The 464-nt window shown below is 52.4% G+C and carries 1 protein-coding gene; it reads right to left on the minus strand.

What is annotated here, in order from left to right; genetic code table 11:
* A partial coding sequence (locus J0A66_RS21665) for a FecR family protein (RefSeq protein ID WP_206575932.1) occupies positions 1-442 on the minus strand: 442 nt, incomplete at its 3' end.
* Between the last annotated feature and the right edge of the window lie 22 nt (positions 443-464).

Consider the following 464-nt stretch of genomic DNA (forward strand, 5'->3'; position numbering starts at 1 on the left):
ATTTGTAGCTGAATTTGGCGTGCCCGGCTGCCACCAAACGGCTGCCGTCAGCCAACAAAACTTCGGTATTGGTGTGAGCTGGGGTGGTAAAGTGCTGAAGCGCAATAGTATCTGCGGGCAAGTTGTGATGCTGCCAGTTCCAGCCTGCTACCATCAGCAATGCCGCTGCAGCTATGCCTAACCAGCTTGACATACCTATGCCTGGTACAGCCCGCTTAGGTTGTGCGGGTAACATATCGGTTAGCTCTGCCAGGTTGTCCAGCAGACCCAACTGGCGCCAAAGTTTTTCACTGCGGACAAATGCCTGACGATGTTTTTCTGATTGTGTTATCCATTGGCTGAACTCGGCTTTTAATTGCGCCGTTGGCGTATCTTCCATGAGTTTAACCAGCCAGGCGCGGGCCTGAGCCTCAATGGCAACCTGATTATCCTGTACTGTCATTGGCTTATTCCTGTGGCTGGCT

It is taken from the genome of Bowmanella dokdonensis, from assembly GCF_017254865.1.
Lineage (GTDB): Bacteria > Pseudomonadota > Gammaproteobacteria > Enterobacterales > Alteromonadaceae > Bowmanella > Bowmanella dokdonensis.